Annotated in this window: 18 protein-coding genes, 1 pseudogene and 1 riboswitch; of the genes and pseudogenes, 7 read left to right on the top strand and 12 right to left on the bottom strand. The window is 43.0% G+C overall.

The annotated features are described in order from the left end of the window. Positions 1-86: 86 nt before the first annotated feature. From L1D23_RS20405 to L1D23_RS20395, 3 genes and pseudogenes are all read left to right on the top strand, one after another. Positions 87-449 (top strand): annotated as a pseudogene (locus L1D23_RS20405) (S-type Pyocin domain-containing protein); the annotation flags it as partial. Then, positions 433-2,526, top strand: coding sequence for an S-type pyocin domain-containing protein (locus L1D23_RS20400; RefSeq protein WP_239871146.1), 2,094 nt, complete (start codon positions 433-435; stop codon positions 2,524-2,526). The pseudogene L1D23_RS20405 and the gene L1D23_RS20400, both read left to right, overlap by 17 nt. Beyond that, complete coding sequence (locus tag L1D23_RS20395; RefSeq protein ID WP_239871143.1) at positions 2,527-2,937, top strand: hypothetical protein; 411 nt, start codon at positions 2,527-2,529, stop codon at positions 2,935-2,937. It abuts the gene before it with no gap. A gap of 88 nt (positions 2,938-3,025) precedes the next feature. On the opposite strand, the gene L1D23_RS20390 is transcribed toward L1D23_RS20395, so the two are convergent. The 8 genes from L1D23_RS20390 to L1D23_RS20355 all read right to left on the bottom strand — a co-directional run bounded on the left by L1D23_RS20390 (position 3,026) and on the right by L1D23_RS20355 (position 6,886). Further along, the gene (locus tag L1D23_RS20390) at positions 3,026-3,262 is read right to left on the bottom strand and encodes a hypothetical protein (RefSeq protein WP_239871140.1); all 237 of its coding nucleotides are present in this window, start codon (positions 3,260-3,262) and stop codon (positions 3,026-3,028) included. A 38-nt stretch (positions 3,263-3,300) separates the two neighbouring features. After that, positions 3,301-3,660: a hypothetical protein gene (locus L1D23_RS20385; protein ID WP_239871137.1), complete on the bottom strand. Its 360-nt coding sequence runs from the start codon at positions 3,658-3,660 to the stop codon at positions 3,301-3,303. Between the two features lie 23 nt (positions 3,661-3,683). Next, a complete protein-coding gene (locus tag L1D23_RS20380) occupies positions 3,684-4,424 on the bottom strand; it encodes a transcriptional regulator (RefSeq protein ID WP_239871135.1) in 741 nt (246 codons plus the stop codon). 139 nt (positions 4,425-4,563) lie between these two features. Beyond that, complete coding sequence (locus L1D23_RS20375; protein WP_239871132.1) at positions 4,564-4,740, bottom strand: hypothetical protein; 177 nt, start codon at positions 4,738-4,740, stop codon at positions 4,564-4,566. Positions 4,741-4,743: 3 nt separating this feature from the next. After that, complete coding sequence (locus L1D23_RS20370) at positions 4,744-5,187, bottom strand: DUF2787 domain-containing protein (protein WP_239871129.1); 444 nt, start codon at positions 5,185-5,187, stop codon at positions 4,744-4,746. A 49-nt stretch (positions 5,188-5,236) separates the two neighbouring features. Next, the gene (locus L1D23_RS20365) at positions 5,237-5,674 is read right to left on the bottom strand and encodes a DUF2787 domain-containing protein (RefSeq protein WP_239871127.1); all 438 of its coding nucleotides are present in this window, start codon (positions 5,672-5,674) and stop codon (positions 5,237-5,239) included. Continuing rightward, on the bottom strand, positions 5,671-6,144 hold the full coding sequence (gene radC / locus L1D23_RS20360; protein ID WP_239871124.1) for a DNA repair protein RadC: 474 nt from the start codon (positions 6,142-6,144) through the stop codon (positions 5,671-5,673). Before radC ends, L1D23_RS20365 begins: the two co-directional genes overlap by 4 nt. 274 nt (positions 6,145-6,418) lie before the next feature. After that, positions 6,419-6,886 (bottom strand): hypothetical protein, encoded by a 468-nt coding sequence (locus L1D23_RS20355; protein WP_239871121.1) that lies wholly within the window; start codon positions 6,884-6,886, stop codon positions 6,419-6,421. Positions 6,887-7,411: 525 nt separating this feature from the next. On the opposite strand from L1D23_RS20355, the gene L1D23_RS20350 reads away from it, so the two are divergent. Beyond that, on the top strand, positions 7,412-9,421 hold the full coding sequence (locus tag L1D23_RS20350; protein WP_239871119.1) for a hypothetical protein: 2,010 nt from the start codon (positions 7,412-7,414) through the stop codon (positions 9,419-9,421). Between the two features lie 60 nt (positions 9,422-9,481). On the opposite strand, the gene L1D23_RS20345 is transcribed toward L1D23_RS20350, so the two are convergent. From L1D23_RS20345 to trmA, 3 genes are all read right to left on the bottom strand, one after another. Next, a complete protein-coding gene (locus L1D23_RS20345; protein WP_239871116.1) occupies positions 9,482-10,603 on the bottom strand; it encodes an XRE family transcriptional regulator in 1,122 nt (373 codons plus the stop codon). A gap of 2 nt (positions 10,604-10,605) precedes the next feature. After that, positions 10,606-11,292, bottom strand: a complete 687-nt coding sequence (locus L1D23_RS20340) for a hypothetical protein (RefSeq protein WP_239827222.1) — start codon at positions 11,290-11,292, stop codon at positions 10,606-10,608. Between the two features lie 191 nt (positions 11,293-11,483). Further along, a complete protein-coding gene (gene trmA / locus L1D23_RS20335; protein ID WP_239871113.1) occupies positions 11,484-12,593 on the bottom strand; it encodes a tRNA (uridine(54)-C5)-methyltransferase TrmA in 1,110 nt (369 codons plus the stop codon). Positions 12,594-12,783: 190 nt separating this feature from the next. Further along, a riboswitch (cobalamin riboswitch) is annotated at positions 12,784-12,986 on the top strand. 53 nt (positions 12,987-13,039) lie between these two features. Between trmA and L1D23_RS20330 the strand changes: the two genes are divergently transcribed. Genes L1D23_RS20330 through murI form a run of 3 tightly spaced genes read left to right on the top strand, consistent with a single transcriptional unit; the run spans position 13,040 to position 16,418 of the window. Further along, complete coding sequence (locus L1D23_RS20330; protein WP_239871110.1) at positions 13,040-14,860, top strand: TonB-dependent receptor; 1,821 nt, start codon at positions 13,040-13,042, stop codon at positions 14,858-14,860. Between the two features lie 49 nt (positions 14,861-14,909). Further along, complete coding sequence (locus tag L1D23_RS20325) at positions 14,910-15,581, top strand: adenine nucleotide alpha hydrolase (protein WP_239871106.1); 672 nt, start codon at positions 14,910-14,912, stop codon at positions 15,579-15,581. Between the two features lie 45 nt (positions 15,582-15,626). Next, positions 15,627-16,418 (top strand): glutamate racemase, encoded by a 792-nt coding sequence (gene murI, locus L1D23_RS20320; protein ID WP_239871104.1) that lies wholly within the window; start codon positions 15,627-15,629, stop codon positions 16,416-16,418. On the opposite strand, the gene L1D23_RS20315 is transcribed toward murI, so the two are convergent. After that, complete coding sequence (locus tag L1D23_RS20315; RefSeq protein WP_239871100.1) at positions 16,384-16,824, bottom strand: RNA-binding protein; 441 nt, start codon at positions 16,822-16,824, stop codon at positions 16,384-16,386. The genes murI and L1D23_RS20315 overlap by 35 nt on opposite strands. Positions 16,825-17,412: the final 588 nt, after the last annotated feature.

Genomic DNA, 17,412 nt, shown 5'->3' with positions numbered 1-17,412 from the left:
TCTAGCGCATTGCTGAGAACAAATAGAGGTTATCAGTCCTGCTCCCTTTATGGATTGAGTAGAATAGGCCTCATTAAAAAGTGGCGGTGGAATTAACAGTGAGTTATAGAGTGGTACGGCTAACGGAGCTGATGACGCATGAGTTCGGTCAAGTCGAAGGGGATATAGAAAGGTTAACGGAAAGGGCACTGAGTTCTGCAATCCCCCATGGCATGAGTTTCTCTCGCTTTATGGACAAACTCAAAAGTGGTGAGTTGGCTCTGTTGACGGACACGCCATCTAAGCCAGTGATGCTTAGAAATGGAATGAGTAAATCGTGGAGCTTGTCTACTGAAGGGCAAGAGGCCTTATCGCCAGAGGCAAAAAACGCCTTTCTCTCTAGAGCGAAAATATCTCGTGGAGCGGTAAGTAGAGCAGCGTCAAGTCAAAGTCGTGCGGCATACGCTCCAAGAAGGGCAAGAGGCCTTATCGCCAGAGGCAAAAAACGCCTTTCTCTCTAGAGCGAAAATATCTCGTGGAGCGGTAAGTAGAGCAGCGTCAAGTCAAAGTCGTGCGGCATACGCTCCAAGTATCGAAGAGACCTATGTCCCTGAGCCCATTAAGCCTGATACTTCTGATGCACCACCTAAGCTCAAATATGAATATTGTTTTGAGGTCGCTTGTTCCGATGAAACGTTAAGAAAAAGTGTGGGCTGTGCGTTTCAACTGGGCAAGACCAAACAAGAAGCCATGATTGGTCGCTGGCAAACCGAGCCCACTGAACACGGTACTAAATACACCGCCCATACTGCCTTTGATGAGCCGAAAAAATTGTTTGCTAAAGTGGCAGACAGCTCAATGGGTATCAGTGTGCCTGAAAGTGTGCAGGTCAAGCCGATAGGCTCAGGTGTAGTGAGGGAGGCTTTTATTCCAGTTATCCCATCAGTGCAGCTAGGGGAGCGTTTAGGGCTGCCGACGGAAGGTTATTATTACCACTTTCATAATGGCCGTTTGGTTCAAGAATACAAGCTGCTGGGTGAGGGCAAGTGGGCGTTCTATGCCACATGCTCCACTCATGAGCAACTGAATGATGAGCAAGGCTACAATCGCCTTCAAAATGCTATCTTAGTGTACTGGAAACTTGCAGGCCAAGACGTTGAAAACCAGAGCCTTGTTTACCTTGAACAGCAAATCACCCGAGAAGAGCTCGATAACCTCAATGACGACTGGGTGGCTCAGCACGGTATCAAGCTTAATATCAGTGAGCTTCTTGCAGCACCAAAACAATCTATCGTTAAACGGCCAGTAGCAAACTCTGCGGAGACGATAAAGTCAGATAAAGAAACCGCATTGCCGCCGCTGCCACCTTGTACCTATAGCTGTATAGCGAACACCCATTACGACTATTCAGATATATTCATTGCAGAAACCCAGTTCAAAGCGATCAATAGTGATCGTTTATTTGGGCCAGAACTTCCTGTCACGAACTTAGCCACAATCACAACGGCTTCAAGAGCCACTGATTATGGTAAAGCAGCACTACTTGCTATTCCCGCGAAATCTGCGGTGACGAACCTTGGGATTCTGAGTACCAATACGACCAATACGATTGGGACATGGTCGATTTCAGGAGAAGCGCTAGCGGGCTTTGCTCGAATGGGCGGTTTTCTAGTTGCGGCCTTATGGCCTTCTCAGCTTGGTGATGGAACCTTAGAAGGTAATTCTGACGTCTCTATCAATGACACCACTACGATGCGCGTACGTTTCAATATGTACACGGACGAAAATGGCAAACAGCAAGTGGTTGGTATCAAAACGGGTGAAGGCAGTCCATATGGTGATCTAGTGGCTAAGCGTCAGGCTGTGCAACAAGGACAAAACTTTGTTGCGGAGTTAGACAGCGGTATTACTATAACGTGGACGCCCGATGGTTCAACAGATGTGCTGACACCCGATACAGTATTACCCGAAAATGATCAGCTTGATGTTCACAATATCTGGGTCCGCCCGATTGAAGAGCATGAACAAGAGATCGGCACGGTTCTCTATCCCGAGGAAGATCTTGCTGAGTATGTTGTGACTTTCCCTGCTGATGCGGGACTGTCGCCCTTGTACTTAGTATTTAATAAGCGTGGTGCTGGAATTACTAAGGTAAAACCATTGGAAGTGGGCACTTATGGAGACTTAGCGCCAAGAAGCAAAAAAGATGGAATGGATATAGATCATATTCCATCTCAGGCGGCACTGCTAAGGGCTGCGGAAGAAATGCTTGGACGCCCTTTAACTGCTGATGAAAAGAAAGAAATTATTAAATCAGGGGCTGGGGTTGCAATCCCGCGAGAGATACATCAAAAGTGTAGTGAAACATATGGCGGAAGAAATAAACTCGAAAAGCAGCAAGTTGATGCAGGTGATCTGGAGGCGGCAGTAAATTCGAACTTTGATGCGATTAAGACATGTTTAAAAGAAAATGGCTACACTGATGAGCAGCTCGAGGGTGCTAGAGAAGAGCTTCACCGCTTAAATAAAGCAAATGGATGGTATTAGATGAACTATTTAGATTTTATAGGCTGTACTTATCAAGAACTTGTTAAGAAACCCAAGTTTGCAGCATTAATAACAGGTAATGTGCCATCGACGATGGACGGTTATACTGATGAGTTTTACATTCGAGCTTTTGAGAGCGGGATGGAATTTCAATTTGACGCAAACAGCGGCGTGCTGAAATTAATCGTTGCTACGAATCCCAATTACTTTATGGGCGATTTAAAGAATATATCATCCAAGGAATTAGTTCATCAGATGATGGGTAAGCCTGTTGAGTCGATGAGAGAGAAAAAAGTACCAGTACTTGGTGTTGTCGGAGCTTGGGATAAGTACAAGTCTGCGAATGGTCATACGATTCAAGTCTTATATGAAGTTGGTTCTACCAAGGTCAAGAGTGTTTTTTACAGATAACATATACTTTCAAACTGATGCATTGAGACAAAAAAAGAATGGGGAGCGTAATTGCTCCCCATTGTCGTTTTTACCGTTGCTCGTGGTATCACTTTTCTTTGATTGCTTCACAGCCAGCAGGAACGGTTATAGTCGATGCGTCCATACCTGCCTGTTGCGCTGCTTTCACATCTATTTTGTATTGAGTGCATTTGCCAATACTGACGTTGACTGCACCAGTTTCTGCGGCTGGATTGCCTCCTAATGCTCCCCCTCCCTGAGCGAAAACAAAAGGTGTAATTAGGGTTGCAAGTAGAACGAGAATATTCGTTGTAGTGTGACTCATGGTGCTTCCTTATTGGGTAAAGTTGGATTTGTCGAAAGTTAGAAGGTGTAGACAAAGGTGCCAGCACTGGAAGTGACTTCGATTTCTTTCACGCTGTCTACGGTGCAGTTGTTACTGTATCCGGTGTAGGTTTCACCGAATTGCAATGAAACGTTTCTAGAAAGTTCTGAGCTTGTTCCAGCGGGCAGGCGGCAGTTACCTCGGTTGACAATGACATTGCTTACTACTGTGCTGTCAGTGATAGCTTGAATATCAAAGGTCAATGTTCCCCAATGTGGATTGGTGGATATCGACACTTCAATATCGGCGGTGACGGTTTGCGCTTCTTCCTGTTCGCTGCAAGCGGTGACTCCGAGGGTAAGCATGCTCATCATGATGGTTCGAATGAGGGTGTTCATAGGTATCTCTCCGTAGTGGTGAGTTAAATTTGGGATGCACGGATTTCAGCGTGTTCACGCATGAACTGCTCTAGGTTGAAATCCGTGGGATAGATAAAAGAAAACGTCGATACGCTAGCCTCATCAATCAAAGGAAGAGCTAGGGTGCGTATCGTGGGTTGACCGGATAATCGAAAAAGCAGCAAGAGCGCGTCACATTGAACCGAGAGTCCCAGTGGTTCGATGAGCGCTTTCTCTTGCTGCAAAACTTGACTCGATATCTTGAGCATGCGGTTGTTCAGTAATGCCGTGTGTACCGCATTCAATGCTTGCCGCTGCTCGTCATTCCACTCACGAATATTGGGCAGTGCTACATGGATTTTGGCTAACCATGCTTGCTCTTTTGAATACGCTGAACCCTTGTGGGGTAAGGATTTGTCTCTCTCCGAGGAGCGACCTTGCCCATAATTCAGAGCATCAGGAACAAGCGGCAGTAAGTACTTATTCGTCAACTGCCAATAGAGCATCTCCTGCTTGTTGAGCTTCAGTAATTGCTCTGAAGTTTTCCGATAAACATGGGGCATGCTCATCGAATCACACTCCACGTTAAACACCTCTACAATAACTTCATCAAGGTAGCGTTTAATGCTGCGCGTGGTGCGGTGGATATCGAGTAGGGCTAACTGTTGCTGCAACTCCCTAACGGTAATCCAACTATGTTGAGGAATAAGCATCAGCGTGTGCAGCAAAGCGGATAACCCTTCAATGCTGGTTCTATTGCTCATGACTACGCTCTCAATACATCAAAGCTCCAAGACCGGAGGTGGACATTTAATGTCAGGAGAGTAGAGGTGAGTCAGACACATAATGTCCAACGGTGAAAACAGCATCAATCGGCAATACGAAAGCGTGAGCCGATTAACATTAACGAGGCTTATGCTTATCACTGAGCTCGGCAATCGCTACCAATAATCCAATCAACAGCACCACCAGAAAACCTAACGTCGTCAGAGTTCCGATAGCGCCAAAGAAAGGAGAGAGGGTAAACAAAGCAATAAGAGCGGTGACAAGCTTAATGGTGTTAAGGAGAAGGGAAGTCATGAGCTATTGTGGGATGACGGCTATCTCGTTGTAGGCGTCCATGTCGACATAGGCAAGAAAGTTACACTCCCACAATCGATAGAGATCTTTGGCATCAGGGCTACCTTGTATTGGTAGCCAACCACAATAGGCCACAAAGAACTGTCCAACCCGAAAATCAAAATCTAAGTTGCGCTCTAGTTCAGGGTGATGGTTCCCCATATAGGCAAAGTCAGTGATGTACTCAATGCTCCATTCTCCTGTTGAGGTGTGGCAAATCGCAATCTCAACCGGATGGAAGCCGCCTTCATCCGCGCTGTAACTTTTATCGCGAAAGCTAAATACCAGATAACGGCTGGTGGCGAGAGTTTCATTGCCCAGCAAATGAGTAGTGAACAGCTTACTAAGCAGTTGATGCAGAGTGCTAGAGACAGGCAGTGTGGACGCAGTAAAGGTTAATTGAGACATAGTGAGTCCTCCTTGTTTCAGGATTCAAATAAGAAATACAGAGTGAGAATTATTGGAACGTGCCGACCATCGTCAGTTGCACGTCATCAAAGACGTTTCTGGAAAGGTGGCGAGCAAAGGCTTTCATCCATACCGATAGTAGCTCTGTTACCTCTGGGTGGGATAAATCCGTGCTCCCCACATCAGGTTGATAGCACCAGCGATTAGCAAGGTGAAAGTACAACTCAGGCTCAACAGTTGTGCTGGTGTCATCGGGATAAGAGAAGCTAGCAAAGAATACCACCAGCCAAGGACTTGATACAGATTCTCGTTTAAGCTTTACCTCTATCGGATGCAAACCTTGTCGATGTCGGTAGTAACTCATCTGACGGCAGTTCAGTACGAGTCGCTCTGCGCTCTCTGGGATATCGCACCGATTAAGAAGTACTTCCAGTGACGAATGTAAAGCGTCATCAATGCACAGCTCTCCGTAATGTTGTTCAATCATAACCACCCTCTTTCAGCAAATGAGGTGCAGGTTTCACCTGTTACGATATGGTCAAGTACGCGAACATCCACCAGTGCGAGCGCGTCTTTGAGTCTTTCGGTAATGCGCCTATCGGCTTGGGAGGGTGTGGAATCTCCAGATGGGTGGTTGTGCGCGAATATCACCGCTACGGCATTCACATCTAGCACCGCTTTCACGACTTCACGTGGGTAGACGCTGGCTGCGTCCACTGTTCCTTGAAACAGCTCTTTAAACTCAATCAATCGGTTTTGGTTGTCCAGTAGCAACAAGGCAAACACCTCTCGCTCATTGCTGCCTAGCTTACAGCGAACGTACTCTTTAGTCGCTTCAGGTTTGGTTAGGGCATCACCACGCACATAGCGTGTTGCCAGTATCTCAGCCGCATGCTCTAGGATTTCATTTTCCTGATAACGTTGCTGCTTTTGGTAATCGGAAGTTTTAGGATTCATTTCAGGCTCCTGTCGGAATCAATGATGGGATTTCACATTGATGACATATGCCTGAATATTTTTGGATTGAGTAGAGCGTTAGATACTGTAAGGTCTAGAAGGCAAATGGTATAGCTTTTTAAGCATTAGCCTTTGAGTAATGGCTGCTTAGAACAAGATAAATGTCCATTACTGTTGATTTGTCGACGTTGGGTGGTTATGGGTTCAATATGGCAAAACTATCGCATGTTGTATCGAAAACTACGCCATATTGTTTATGGAGCGACTTCCCACATCAAAATTCGTCAGCTTTTCCTTCGCAGCGTACAGAGGCGATTGCCCACTTTGTGTTTTCAGCTTCACTACATTGAATATTGCTTAACAAAACACCAGATTTATATCCTTTTTCTCGACATTTAGCGTTGATTTCGTATTCAAAGCTAGGAGCCATTTGGCTGCATCTTTTCCCTGCCAGAGGTAATTTCAATATATTCCCATACATATTTGAGGGCAGTTTAGAGCTACACGAGATATCACCATAAGCATTAGGATGTTCCCGGTTCTCATTGCAATTACAATTTTTAGCTTCTCCTTGAGCATATCCTCTACTCATGCACAAACCCACAGCATTATCTCTAAAAACTGAACACATAAAAGAGCACCTATCATGTTTACCAAAGCTCATTGATTCCTTTATGGTGTTTGCATAAGAGACTTCCGCTGAAAACAATATTCCAAGAATCAAAGCTATTACACTTTTCATGTGTATCTCCCTAAGTTAGTTAAAAATGAATCATAGACTATTGCCCAAAATACCAACAATCGGACACGCTTAAACAATAGCATATGGATTCTTGGGTAATGTTTTCAGGAGGAGTCAAACACCGATTAAGGAGCTGTAAATAAAGTTGTTATAACTAGGACTTTTACTTAATTTTTATGACTTATTTGTTGTTATGCTAGCTCTCCTATACGTACTGGGGCTTTTCTCATGAGGTTTAATACCTTAAATACCTGAGTGAGGAAGGAGTGGACATGATTTAACTTGCCAGGTGGCTATCGCGTTAGACCTTAGATTGAGGAGAGGGCGTGTTAGATAAGAAGGCAAAGAAATGTAAGTTCTTAATCTAGCTTTAGTATCTGATTTGTAAATGTATTAGTGTAATCTCAATAAGTCATATTGAACTGTGGTGATATACGGGTGGATACGATAGAGAAACATAGCCTTTGGGAGTTGGAGGTTGAGAATTTTGATCGAGTAGTACTAGCGAGTGAGCTAATAGATTTCATGAGCTCTGAGACTTCCGATACAGATGTTTCTCAATCTATTTTGAAGAGCTTTATTGCCAAGAGTCTTGCTGAAAGTGGTGTTTACGCAAAGTGCAGCAATTGTGGATGTCCTGTACATTTTATTGCTCGTAATGCGACCACAGAAGCGTATTTCCGACACATACCCAGTCGTGCTCCATCTATAGAAAAAATGCAGCGATGTTCTTTCTATTCAAACTCAGAGACTTTTTTTGGCAAAGGACAAATTTACAAGGGTGAAGGGAAATGGCACTTCGAGACAAAGCACTTCCTTGCGGAACATTTAAAAAACATTGGCTACAAACACGTTTATGTTGAGAAGTTTATCTTTTCTAAAGATCCTGAAGCTGATAAAAGACGCAAACCTGATATCAGCTTTGTGGATGTAGAGGGAAATCGCTTTGTCATTGAGTTAACCCGCTGGTGGATGAGCCCTGAAGTTGTTTACGAACGAGAAAAATTCTTTAGAACGGAAGGGTATAACCTCATTTGGTTATTCAGTCCTAATTGCGAAGAAGCCAACCCCGTAACGTTAAATATGATTCTGTATGGCTCCGCAGCATCTAGAGAAGAAGCATCTGCCGATGTGCTGTCAAAGGTTGAGTGTAACGCTTTTATACTGTCTGATGAAGCAATACGTAGAATGAAAGTGCATCGTAATCTGACATTCGAAGTGATGTATCCTGTCCCTACGTATAACCCTACCTTACAGCACATTGATATCGATAAGCACAGTCAGTGGGCTCTTTTGGAAGAGCTTAATCTAGATCCTAAACGCAGACTTCCCTTCGCTGTGAAAACTTCCAAGAGCTTTAACGATGCCATGGATGAAAAACGGTTTAGTGAACGTAATGCTCTCGCAGAAAAGATAATACAGCTTAGAAAATGGGCCCTTGCCGAACCGACCCTTGCAAGCGAAGGTGAGTATGATGCTAAGATGCAGCAAGTTCGTAGCATGCCAAGTTATAAAGGTAATGTGCGATGTACTCAGCGTTTAGTGGCATATGAGCAAATGGCGATTAAGAATCTTGGCATTGCTCACGCGAAATTCATAGTAAGTAAAACGCGTAGTCAAGCGGCAAAAGAGATTCGTTTTGTTCGTAGCGCAATCAGGGAGCACTTGCTTGATATCGCACACCTTCAATCGGAGAGCTTTCTTCAAGCTCGATATAACCGAATATCAAACTTAGCAGATAGCGTGACGCAATATCAATCTATACAGTTAGTTGCGTTTATCAGTAAATCTCTTGCTAAAGTGGAAAGCCAGTTACAGGAGATCAGAGCAAAACGCACGGCAGTTACGCGATCCGAACAGGCCAGTAAGCAGAAATCACTTGATAATCACATAAACGAACGAGAGATATTTATAGAGGAATTGAGAATCGGTTTCTCTGACATTCCAGAAGACCTGTCGGTGCTTCGAATGAAAAAAGATCGTATTGTACGCAAGGCGAAGGAGCATGGATTTTTGGGTAGGGCGGATGATTTAGAGCTGACATTCAATACAGCAGTTAACAATGCTTACCATGATTATTGGAAGAAATATTATCCCAAGATGTCAAAGGGGTGGGTGTCTGAACAGAGATATAAAACCGAGCTAGATGCGGCTTTTACTCTATGCATGAAGACGCTACACAAAAGAGACCCTCAAAAGAAAAAAGTGGATGCATATCAGCAAGCGACGCGAGTGCTACTTTCTCAGTTTAGAATTAGCTTGAACGAACAGATAGGGCGTTTTTATCAAGATCTACAATGTGCAGATCAACCTACCTTTGCTTCATTGCTAACAAAGAATGCAGCAACCGTGAACCGGATGAAAGAGTGCTTTGCTTATATGCAGTCCCATGGGTATCGGAGCGATAGTGCTATACAAATGCAGTTGGATATTATGTGTGAATCTATAGAGCACTTTCATCGAGGAGGTGATCTTCGTACGATAGTGAGACTTTTTTCTGATGCAAACCGGAAGTATTTTGGCTTAGGCGAATAGGCAGATGTTGAAGCCTTAAATTGTAATAGATGAGCTCACGTGAGCTCATCTATTTTTAACCTACTTAACAAGGGAGAGTTGTGCAGTACTTTTTCGGTCTGGTTCTATTGAATTCTGACTAACAATGGATAGATTGAAAAAGGTATTATTGAATGTCAGGCTAGATATTTCGTCAAGAGGGAGTGCAAGTTCTCTGGCTATATCATTGCGCCGAACTCCCTTTTCTTTGAGGGAGGCGAATACTTTTTCAAGGAGAAGAGATTGTTCTCGTTTCTCTAGTCCAATTGGTTCACTAGAGCGATAACCTTCTTTGTTTGCTTGTATTGTCAGTTGTCGGTATTGCCATTCTGTTAAGCAGTTCAAGTCATATAGGCGTCGAATCATTGCCATTGCAGATACATGCCAGTTCTTTTTAAGATCAATAATATCAGTTAAAGAGGCATTGCCATTTGGGCGAACTTTTGAAAGTACACTCCCTCTAGGTATGAGAAATGCTGAAGCAAATCTATCGGCTTCTAACTCCGCTTCACGTCCTTTGTTTTGGCTACTATGCTTATGAAGAATTAAGTGTGCAAGTTCATGAGCTGCATCAAATCTACTTCTTTCTGGCGTTTTAAATTGATTAAGAATGACAAATGGCTTTCCACCTTTCCAAAAAGAAAAGGCGTCAACTTCTTTGCAATCCTCAGATAGTGAAAATACTCTAACCCCTTTGGACTCCAGAAGGTGGACTAGATTTTTTATGGCAAGTTCACCTAGCCCCCACATATCACGTAGCTCAGAAGCTGCGGCTTCAGGATCATGTCGATTGTCGTGAGAGTAATCCGGTAAGTCTACTTTAGGGAGCTTACTAAATTTACTATCAATCCACTCTGAGAGTTCAAAGGCATTGATACTGGCAGACTCTGTCGCCAGTTTCAGTTTACTAGAAAGAGTTGTAACTGCCCTGTAGCTGATTGATTCAGAACTAATAATCTCTGTAGATTTTTTATAAAAAAACTCAACGGGATATCCAAGGCATTGTGCGAAGCTCTCAATTGTCTCCTCTTGCAGCTCGAATAAAGGTTGACTACTTTCGTACACCGAAATGGTTTTTGAGCTTACTCCTACTAAATCAGCAAATGCTTTCTTGGTAAGTTTGCGACGCTCTCGTGCTTGTTTTAAACGTAATGGGTTAAACATGGTTAGTTAAATGAAATATCGAGATCAATATCTTCGGAGAATCCACTCTCAGGGCTCTCATCTGTGTCAATCAATAAGCCTGAATTGAAGTCGGTCATGTCTATCATGAAACGTTTGCTAAACCCATTTACAAACCCTTTTTGGGAACAAAAGATAGGCTTAGAAAGCTCAGCTTTGACAATCAGACCCTCATCTTTAGATTTTTCGACATTGAGCAATAAGAACCATACATCATATGGACATAAGTTGTTTGAGGAATAGTTTGGTAGCTCGTTGGCGAACATATCAATTTGATTGATATCAGCAGTTGCCAACCCAAAATATTCTTGGGATCGAGGTCCTTTAGGTCTCAGCGTGGAAGGATAACCGGATGGTAATCCGGCTTGCTCGTCACCACGGCAAATATGAATTGCAAATTTATTATCATTATTTGCTGTTAATTCAATGTTATATGGAGATTCTTTTTGAAATCCCAAAGGCTTTAAAGACTGCCGTAAAGCCAAGGTGGCTTTAGCCGAAATTGTGTAGCCTCTGTAACCTGCTGGTTCATCACTAGTGGTGTTATTGTAGTGAGCAATACCTTGCTGAATTGCATGTTTGACTTGTTGGATGGACAAGTTTTTTTCATTCAGAAACATTTCTAATGTTTCTGGATTTGTATCTAGGGTTACAGAGTTTAAATTTGTCATTATAAGTCTCTTTTTGTTTCACTTCCTATATCTTAAACTCATTTGAGGCGAAATAAAAGGAAGTGAACTAAAGATTTACTTAGTTTTTATTACTAACACTACAGCTAGCAATAGAATATAAAGTATAAACTTCCCGTACCCAGAGCCGTACCCAGAAGAGTTTGATATAGGTTTAAAATCTCTTGTAATCCTTATTTATTAAGCTCCAGTAGTACTCCTGCTTCCATATGGTGAGTATAAGGGAACTGATCAAACAGAGCAAAACGTGTGATGTTGTGTGTTTCGCTTAATACATCAAGGTTGTCCTTGAGCGTCTCTGGGTTACAGGAGATGTATAGGATGCGATCATAGCCCTGAACCATCTTACAGGTATCGATATCCATACCTGCGCGAGGAGGGTCGACAAAAATCGTATTACAGTTGTAGCTTTTCAAATCCACACCCGCGTCTTTTAGACGGCGGAATTCACGTTTACCTTCGATTGCCTGAGTGAATTCTTCCGCGGATAGACGCAGGATCTGCACGTTATCAATGTTATTGGCTGCAATATTGTACTGCGCAGATTCGACAGAAGGTTTTGCCAGTTCGGTCGCTAGAACGCGGTTAAAGTTTTGTGCTAGTGCCAGTGAGAAGTTACCGTTACCACAATAGAGTTCCAGCAAATCGCCTTGGCTTTCGTTGGTACAGTCGATTGCCCACTCCAGCATCTTTTCAGCCACTTTACCGTTGGGTTGCGTAAAGCTGTTCTCGACTTGTTGATAAACGTACGGCTGACCATTGACGTCGAGTTTTTCAATCACGTAGTCGCGATCGAGAACAATCTTCATTTTTCGTGCACGACCGATTAGGTTCAGGTTGAATCCTTCATCGTTCAGACGTTGCTTGAGCGCTTTTGCGTTCTTCGTCCACTCATCATCCAATTGACGGTGGTACAAAAGAGACACCAGAATCTCACCGCTCAGTGTTGATAGAAAATCCACTTGGAACAGTTTACGTCGCAGAGAGTCGTTGTCTTTCATTGCATCAATCAGCAATGGCATTAGATCGTTGATCAGGCGGCTCGCCGCAGGGAACTGGTCAACGCGGTACTTTTCACGCGTCTCTTGATTGAACATGATGTAATAAAGGTCTTCCCCTTCATGCCAAACACGGAACTCAGCGCGCATACGATAATGTTGATCTGGAGACTCAAACACTTCCAGTTCTGGAACGTGGTAGGGTGCAAACATCTGATTGAGACGTTCGACCTTTTCCGCCAGTTGTTCTTGGTAGCGCTGTGGATTTACTTCAAGAGTCGCCATGTTTATTACCTTTCAGGTGCTGAGTGCGTTTATTTTAGGAGCGCAGATTTTATTCAATATCTGCGACATGTCCAGCTTTGTCACTCTCCTCGGTTCAACATCGTGTGTAAACATGTTTCCATGTGAGAGTGATAAAGCCATTGGTTATATAAAAGCACAATATTGGCTGGACAAAGGAATGATAGCTGAATAACATTTGCGCCTAGCTGGTGCTATCTAGCAGTATAGATGGCTGAAAAGGGAATCTGGTGGAAATCCAGAACTGACGCGCAGCGGTAAAAGAGAACGAAAGCTCAAATGACACTGCATAGAGATTTATGTGGGAAGTCGAGTGATTAGGTGGTGATACAGAGCTCTTGAGTCCGAATACCTGCCAGCAGCTGAGCCAATCAATGGAAGCAAGTGCTCCAAGCTCGGTAGGATTTACGCGATTTAGGATTATAAAAATGAACCGTTCTATTCTGGCGATAGCAGTGGCATCGCTACTTCCGCACGCCTCCCTTTCATATGCCCAAGAAGTCTCAGCCGATGAGACTATGGTGGTGACGGCGAACCGTTTTGAGCAGTCAGAAGCAAGTGTCTTAGCTTCGGTTACTACAATTACACGAGAAGAAATAGACATTCTTCAAGCAAAATCTTTAACAGAGGTTTTTAAGTACGTCCCAGGCTTTCAGCTCGGGGAGAGTGGCGACTCCTTTCACACGACTTCTATTTTTATTCGGGGCTCTGAAAGTAAACACTCGCTTATTCTTTTGAATGGCGTAAAAGTAAATAGCGCGTCTCAAGGGGGCTTTGACCTTTCTTTGTTGCCTGTTGAAATCATCGAGAGAATTGAAATTATTCGCGGGCCTCGAGCTGCAGTTTACGGTGCCGACGCTATTGGTGGTGTTATCAACTTCATCACTCATCAGACAGGTGATTCACTGCATCAGATTAAGACGAGTATGGGAAGTGATAGTTATTATCAGACGTCGTGGCAATCTCGTGGACAACTAAATGAAAAAACTTATGGGACGTTTTTTGTAAATTACAAAGAGACGGACGGATATAACATTAAAGCTGGCACATCAGCAGATATTGGTGGTGAATACGGCGGGGAGTCGAAAGACTTTACCGCTTCACTTTTTCATGAAATTTCTTCTCAGGTTCAGTTGAATCTAGATGTGTTCTACAGTGATAGTTTATCTGAATTCAATGGTAGCAATAGTTCATTTGCAACAACTCTAAATGAACGAGATGCAGATTTCTTCCAAGTAAGCGGTGGCGCATTATATAGTAATGATGTGTTGTCTAGTCGCCTCAGCCTTTCAAAATCTATCCAAGAAAGTACCTCCTACCCTGTAAGTGAACGAGAGCACGTATCAACCTATAAGACGAATCGTACCTCTCTAAATTGGCTGAATTCATTTATCGTTGAAGATGGCTTCAAAGTGAATGCTGGTTTAGATGTGGTAAATGAGGATGTTTCTAGTGGTACGGTTGACTATGTAAAAAAAGACAGGACGAATACAGGTGTATTTGTTACTTCAACCAAAGAGCTAGGTCAGTTTACGTTAGATGGTAGTGTAAGATTCGATGATGATACAAGTTTTGATAATTTCACAACTTGGTCTGCTGCGGTTGCATATAATTTCAATGAAAAGTTGAGGGCATATGGTAGCTATGGGACAGCGTTTAAAGCACCTTCTTTTTATGATTTATATGAGCCAACTTCAGGCAACCCAAACCTGAAAGTTGAAGAATCTGCTTCAACTGAGATTGGCTTAATTGGTCAGTTCGAAGTGATTGATTGGAGATTAAGTGCTTACGCTTCTGAATTGGAAGATATGATCATTTACTATGAGCATTTAAACTGGGCCCCAACAAATACTGATGCAGACATTTCCGGTATAGAATTTGAAGGTAGTTTTGATACCGGCCCTGTTTACCATACTATTGGTCTTGCTTACATGAACCCTAAGGATTCTGAAGGAAAGCAGTTGGCCCGAAGAGCAAAAGAAACCGCATCTTGGATTGGAACATTTACCCAAGACTCGTGGGATCTGTCTTTAAGTATGGTGTATCAAGGTGATCGTTATGATGACTATAGTAACAATAATAAGTTAGAAGCTTACTCACTATGGAACCTATCAACAAATTACTATGTGACGTCGAATATCACCTTGTCTGGAAAAGTGAACAATCTGTTTGATGAAGATTACCAGACAGCGAAAGAATACTTAACACCGGAACGTAGCTACTACCTCAGTGCTTCATACCAATTCTAATTACCTAAACCGCCTTCGGGCGGTTTTTTCTTATCTATAGGCAGTAGCAATGAAAAAGAATGTCATTATCAGCTGGTCGAGCGGTAAAGATTCGACTTTGACCTTAGAAAGGTTGATTGAAAGCGAAGAGTATCAAGTGGTCGGTCTATACACGACTTATGTCAAAGATGAAGTCCCATTTCAAGCCACACCTGTTGAAGTGCTCGACATGCAGGCTACCTTACTTGGTTTGCCTCTAATAAAGATTGAAATGCCGGAAACATTTCCGCCTAATGGTGTTTATCAGTCGGCCATTATTGATGCACTAAAGAACAGTGCGCTCGATATTCAAGCTGTGGCTTTTGGTGACATGTTTTGTAATGGGATTGAAGCCTATCGCCGCAGCTATATTGAACCTGCTGGTTGGGAGTGTGTTTTTCCTCTCATTGGACAACACAGCCAAGACCTTGCGGATGAGATATTAGAGCGTGGCATTAAAACCTTGGTGGTAACGACGGATGGTCAGGCTCTTGACCCAACTTATTGCGGGCGATGGTATGACCGAACCTTCATTGATTCTCTACCGCGCGGCGTGGATCCATGCGGTGAGGATGGAGAGTTTCATACGTTAGTCACACAAACCCGTAGCTATCAAGGCAAGATAGAGTTGAGCTTAACTACCCTTGACGTCGGAGAGCGTTTCTCTCATCAACGTTACCAAGCGAAGATATTGCCAAACTAATTTGTGTGAGTATGATTGCCACATCGAAATGCGTGGGTATATCAAGTGTCACAACAACCAAAAGTATTAATTTTTGACTCAGGCGTCGGTGGGCTTTCTGTTTTCCAAGAGATAGAAAAAAAGCTCCCTCAGCTTGATTATATATACCTGTTCGATAACGCTGCCTATCCCTACGGTGAGCTGAATCATGAAACTTTAGTTTCTCGAGTGGAAGCGTTGGTTTCGCAGTATGTCGCTGAGTACCAAGTTGATTTAGTTGTGATTGCATGTAATACCGCAAGCACTATTGTACTACCTTCATTGAGAACGTTGCTCTCCATTCCGGTTGTCGGTGTCGTACCTGCGATTAAGCCAGCTTCCAATTTAGCGAATAAAGCGGTTGGCCTGATAGCAACCCCTGCGACGGTGACACGTCAATACACGCAGGAATTGATTCGCGACTTCTCGCAAAGCAAACCCGTTGAATTGTTGGGCTCTACTCGACTGGTTGATATGGCAGAAGAAAAGCTTCGTGGTATCCCAATCTCTACTCAAGAACTGACGGATGTTTTATCCCCCATGATTGGTAAAGTAGATGTTGCCGTACTCGGGTGTACACACTTTCCGCTTATTAGGAAAGAAATTCAGTCGGTGCTGAGTGAGCAGGTTGTATTGATAGACTCGGGAGAAGCCATTGCACGCCGTGTGCAGGAGCTACTGAATCTTGAAAGGATAAGAGAAGAGAAGGGGAAACGAGAGATTTTCTCAACGGCTCCCCCTTATGAAGAAGGAGCGTTGAATCAAGCATTACAAGTTTTAGGGTTTAATCCAGTTCGGCTTGAGATTTTGGATCGTTAGCAATACGTACTTTTAACGTACGCTGCATATAATCCTTGTCATTTAATCCTTCTATGGCACCGGCAGCATCGGTCGCTGCCATTACAACAAAACCAAATCCTCTTCTTTTACCTGTGCGTTTGTCTTTCATCAAACGTACAGCGAAAACTTCCCCATGTTTGGCAAATAATTCTTTTACGTGTGACTCATTTGCTTTGTAAGGAAGGTTGCCGACATAAAGAGTTTTGGTCGCGGGTTCATTAACGGTTGCTGGCTCAGTTGAGGTGTTTGAAAATTTAAAAACAAAAGCAGAAGCAAAAACACCGATAACAAAGCTGAGCGCAGGAGAAATAGCAACCTGCGAAAAGATGATTCCACCCAATACCGCTAGGGCGATAATCATTAAGGTTGATTTATTTGAACTCATATTCGAATACAACTTTGTAGTTTAAGAAAAAATGTCTAGATGTTAACAAAATAGACACACGGATCTTACGTATATGGTTGTTGTTTTTCCAACCTATTGATGTGACATGATTCAAATGTTGAAATTTTATTCTATTTTCAGCCCTTTGTTTTCTTTTTAACCAAACAGAAAGTAATTTCTAAAAAATACTTGTCATCTTCTCAGACCTCCCTATAATGCCGCCTCACCGACACGGAGTGAGACGAGAGTCACAAACCGAATCGGAATTTAAAGAGGAAAGAAAGTTAAATAAAACGCTTGACTCTTTAAGCGGGAAGCGTAAGATACGCACCCCTAGCCAAGAGGTATTAAATATCGATTTGGTTAGCATAGCTCTTTAACAATATAAACCTATCAATCTGTGTGGGCACTCGTTGATGATAATCCAAATAGTTTCTTAGGAAACAATTTAGGTTTCAATGATACGAAGTGACCATTCGAATTGGGAAGCAGCCTTGAGCTGTTTTGTTTTACTTTTTCAAAAGTGAAAACCAATAAGAGCACAGTCAATTCAAACATTACTTTATGTAATGTTCAGTATTCATTGAG

Origin of the sequence: Vibrio sp. Isolate24, assembly GCF_022398215.1 — a bacterium.
Classification (GTDB): Bacteria; Pseudomonadota; Gammaproteobacteria; order Enterobacterales; family Vibrionaceae; genus Vibrio; species Vibrio coralliilyticus_A.
This window is presented reverse-complemented; position numbering and strand designations above follow the sequence as displayed.